Consider the following 3322-nt stretch of genomic DNA (forward strand, 5'->3'; position numbering starts at 1 on the left):
CTGGCGGCGGTGGAGGCGCAGCTCGCCGCCTGCCCGCCCGCCGGGACGCCGAGCGGCGAGGCGGCGCAGGCTTTCGCCCGCACCCTGCTGGATGGGCGCGAGGCGGCGCTGACCACGCCCGAACCGCTGCTGGAACTCTTTCCCGCCGCCCTGGCTGCGGCGGCGGATGACCAAACGCGCCTCGCGCTCTGCGTTGCGCGGGCCGGGCTGGTGGCGCATGGGCTGTCACTGGCGCATACCCATGTGCGGCTGAATGCCTCCCAGCTGCACAATGCCGCCCGGCTGCGCGCCCCCGCCCTGGCCGGCGGGCCGGAGGACCCGGCGCGGCGGCGGCACCTCTTCGCCGCCATCGACACGGCGCTGGAGGAAGCGCGGGCCGAGCCGGTGGACACCGGCGGGCTGATGGCGGAGCGGGCCAGCGCCGCGCGGCTGATGATGACGGTGGCGCAGATCACCAAGCATATCGACGCCAGCCAGCCCATCCGCTTCCTGATCGCCGAGACCGAAAGCGGTTTTACCCTTCTGGCCGCGCTGCTGCTGGCCAAGCTGGCGGGGGTCGAGGAGCGGATCGAAATCTCCCCGCTCTTCGAGACGGCGGAGGCGCTGGAGCAGCGCGGCGAGCGGGTGGTGGAGGAGGCGCTCCGCTCCCCGCATTTCCGCGCCTATCTGCGGCGGGTCGGGCGGCTCTGCCTGCAATTCGGCTATTCGGATTCCGGCCGCTACATCGGCCAGGTCGCCGCCACGCATCTGATCGAGCGGCTGAAGCTGCGGGTGGCGGACCTGCTGGAACGCTACGACCTCAGCGGCCTGGAAGTGGTGCTCTTCGACACGCATGGCGAGGGCCTGGGGCGCGGCGGCCATCCGGACGGGCTGGATGCGCGCTTCGACTACCTGGACCCGCCGGCGGTGCGCGCCGCCTTTGCCCGCCGGGGCATCCCGGTGCGGCTGGAAACCGCCTTCCAGGGCGGCGACGGCTACCTGCTTTTCGGCACCCCGGCCCTGGCGCAGGCCACGGTGGCGCGCATCGCCGAACATGCCTTCGCGCCGCTGCCGGAAGGCGAGCCGGACCTTGTTTATGCCGAAGGCGGCTTCGCGGCCGACCTTTTCGCCGGCGCCCGCGCCGCCTTCAACGGGCTGGTGGAGGACCCGGGCTATGCCGCCATGCTGGGCGCCTTCGGCCCGGCGCTGCTGGACCGCACCGGCTCCCGCCCCGTCCGGCGGCAGAGCGATACCGGCGGCCCCGCCACCATCCGCCACCCGCGCGAGTTGCGCGCCATCCCCAACAACGCGGTGCTGCAGCAGCTCGGCTTCCCCGCCAATCTCATGCACGGGCTGGGCCGCGGCGCGGCGCGGGAGCCGGAGGCCTTCCACGAGCTGCTCCGCCGCTCCCCACGCTTCTCCAATGCCATGGCTTTTGCCCGTGCCGGGCTGGAACTCTCGGATGCCGATGTGCTGCGCGGCTATGTCGCCAGCCTGGACCCCGGCACCTGGCTGGACCGCGCCGCCCATACCCGCCGCCCTGGCCGCCCTGCCGCGCTGCTGGCCGTGGCCCGCGCGCTGGAGGAGCTGGCGCTGGGCGATGCCGCGCGCGGGGTCTTCCGCCGGCTGCGGGCGGATGACCTGGCGCTGCGCGCCGCCTGGCCCGGCACCGCCCCGGCCATGAGCGACCGGCTCTTCGCCCTGCATGCGCTGCGGCTCTGCCTGATCCACCGCATCTGGCTGCTGGCTGTGGCGGTGCCGGAATTCTCCCCCCGCCACGGCATCACGCGGGAGGGGCTGGTGCACCGGCTGCTGCGGCTGGATGTGGAGGATGCGGTGGACCTGTTGGACCAGGTCTTCCCCGCCGCGCCGCCGCCGGAGGAAGCGCTCGATTTCTTTGAGCCGCCCTCCCCCCGCCATGGCGGCTATGGGCGGGAACAGCAGGAGATCCTGCGGCCGCTGCGGGCAGCCTTCGCGCTGGTGCGGGAGATCAGCGCCGTGGTGTCGCTGGAATGCGGCGCCTTCGGCTAAGGGCGGTGCCTAAGCCCTCCGGCCATGCGGCATGCCGGGCTGAATCCGGCGCCGCCCGGTGGAGAGCCGCCCCCTGCCGATGATGCTGGACGCCCCCGGCGCTCCTTCGGCATCCTCCCTGGCAGGCCGGGCGGACCGGTAGGGAAGAACGACCATGAAGGCTCATCGCCGTGCCCTGCTGACGGGGCTGCTCGCCACACCGTTCCTGGCCCGTGCCCAAGGCGTGCCGCAGCCGTTGGAGCGGTTGCGGGAGCCCGGCCCGGTGGTGCTGACGGACCAGCAACTGGCCCAGCGCTTCACCGCCTCCCCCGCCCCCGCCGGGCCGCCGGGGCAATGGGAGGCGCGGGCCAACCTGCCCCTCCCACGCTCCGAAATGGCCTGGGCCACCGCCGCGCGGGGGCGGATGCATGTGATCGGCGGCTATGGCGAGCAGCGGGTGAACCGCCCTTATCACCATGTCTATGACCCCGATGCCGATGCCTGGGAGATCGCGCCGCCGCTGCCGCTGGGCGCCAACCATGTCGCCGTCGCCGCCACAGAGGACACGGTCTATGCCTTCGGCGGCTTCGTGCAGCAGAACCGCGACCCGCACCGGGAAGCCTTCGCCTTCGACCTGAGCAGCAAGAGCTGGCGCTCCCTGGCGCCGCTGCCGCGGGCGCGCGGCGCGGCGGGCCTGGCCATCGTGGATGGCATGCTGCACCTGATCGGCGGCGCCCAGGGCAATGCCGACCGCCACAGCATCTCCTGGCACGAGGTCTATGACCCCCGCGCCGACAAGTGGGAGGCGCGGCCGGACATGCCCGGCTTCCCGCTGGACCATAAGGGCGTGGTGGTGGTGGATGGGCGCATCCATGTCATCGGCGGGCGGATCAACACCTTCGCCACCAATGTGGGCCACCACCGCGTCTATCTCCCCGCCAGCGGCAAATGGGAGGACCGCACGCCGATGCCGACGCCGCGCTCCGGCCACGGGGCGGTGCTGCTGGCCGGGCGCATCTGGTGCATGGGGGGCGAGGAAACCAACAAGGTCTTCGGCCAGATGGAAAGCTACGACCCCGCCACGGATTCCTGGACCAGCCATGCCCCCATGCTGACGCCGCGCCATGGCCTGGGCGCCGCCGTGCTGGGCAACCGCATCCATGTGGCCGGCGGTGGCGTGGTCTTCGGCGGCGGCATCCAGTCCTCCATCCATGAAGCCTTCACCCCGGCCTGAGTCCCTGCCGCGCCGGGGCGCCCTGCTGCTGGCGGGCGGTGGCCTAGCGGCGGGGGCGGCCTGGCTGGCCTGGCCTCGCGAGGCGGCGCCGGGCTTCGG

At 73.1% G+C, this 3322-nt stretch carries 2 protein-coding genes; both read left to right on the top strand.

The annotated features are described in order from the left end of the window. A partial coding sequence (locus tag IBL25_RS25205; RefSeq protein ID WP_187781201.1) for a phosphoenolpyruvate carboxylase occupies positions 1-2010 on the top strand: 2010 nt, incomplete at its 5' end. Between the two features lie 154 nt (positions 2011-2164). Then, a complete protein-coding gene (locus tag IBL25_RS25210; protein ID WP_187781202.1) occupies positions 2165-3223 on the top strand; it encodes a Kelch repeat-containing protein in 1059 nt (352 codons plus the stop codon). Positions 3224-3322: the final 99 nt, after the last annotated feature.

It is taken from the genome of Pseudoroseomonas ludipueritiae, assembly GCF_014490445.1.
GTDB lineage: Bacteria > Pseudomonadota > Alphaproteobacteria > Acetobacterales > Acetobacteraceae > Pseudoroseomonas > Pseudoroseomonas ludipueritiae.